This is a genomic window from Embleya sp. NPDC059213, assembly GCF_042754445.1.
Classification (GTDB): Bacteria; Actinomycetota; Actinomycetes; order Streptomycetales; family Streptomycetaceae; genus Embleya.
The window spans coordinates 3,160-3,896 of the sequence record NZ_JBHZAV010000156.1 but is presented as its reverse complement, the minus strand read 5'-3'; the positions used below and the strand labels follow the sequence as shown (position 1 = coordinate 3,896).

The 737-nt window shown below is 72.0% G+C and carries 1 protein-coding gene and 1 pseudogene; both read left to right on the top strand.

All coding sequences use genetic code 11. The annotated features are described in order from the left end of the window. Window positions 1-153 (top strand): annotated as a pseudogene (locus tag ACFXMF_RS36840) (carboxylesterase/lipase family protein); the annotation flags it as partial. A 112-nt stretch (window positions 154-265) separates the two neighbouring features. Then, a complete protein-coding gene (locus ACFXMF_RS36835; protein WP_360324217.1) occupies window positions 266-649 on the top strand; it encodes a RidA family protein in 384 nt (127 codons plus the stop codon). The last annotated feature ends 88 nt before the right edge of the window (window positions 650-737 follow it).

The following is a 737-nucleotide window of genomic DNA, read 5'->3' as shown; positions in this document are numbered from 1 at the left end:
GCCCGGATCCACGACACGTGGATCCGGTTCGCCAGGACCGGCGACGCCGGCTGGCACCCGTACGACAACGAGCGCCGGGCCACGATGCGGATCGACAGCGAGTGGACGCAGCTCGACGACCCGCACGGCCGGGAACGACAGGTCTGGAGCTGACACTTCGGTCTCGGTCCTCGCCCTGACGCGAGGGACCGGACGGACCGGACGGGCCGGACCGCATGCCGACCCCCGCCACTGCTTCGAGTACTACTTCAAGGACGACACCGTCATGAGCCGTACCATCATCACCACCCCGGACGCCCCGACCCCGCCGGCCCCGCTGTCCCAGGGCGTACGCAAGGGCCCGATCCTGCAAGTCTCCGGCCAACTACCCCTCGACCCCGCGACCGGCGCGGTCGTCGGCACCACGGTCGCGGACCAGACCGCGCAGGTCTTCCGCAACGTGAGCGCCGTGCTCGCGGCCGCCGGCGCCTCCCTGCGGGACGTCGTCATGCTGCGCGTATACCTCACCGACCCCGCCGATCCGGCGGAGCTGAACCGGGCCTGTGCCGAGGCCGCCGGCGAGCCGTTCCCGGCCCGGACCACGGTCTACATGCAGCTTCCCCCCGGAATGCTCGTCGAGATCGACGCACTGGCCGTACTGGCCGACTGACGGCGATGACAAGGCGGTCGGGGGGACCGGGCGTCGGCCCCGAGCCACCCACCCCACCCACCCCCCCCCCCAGGTTCGGGGGTTTGTG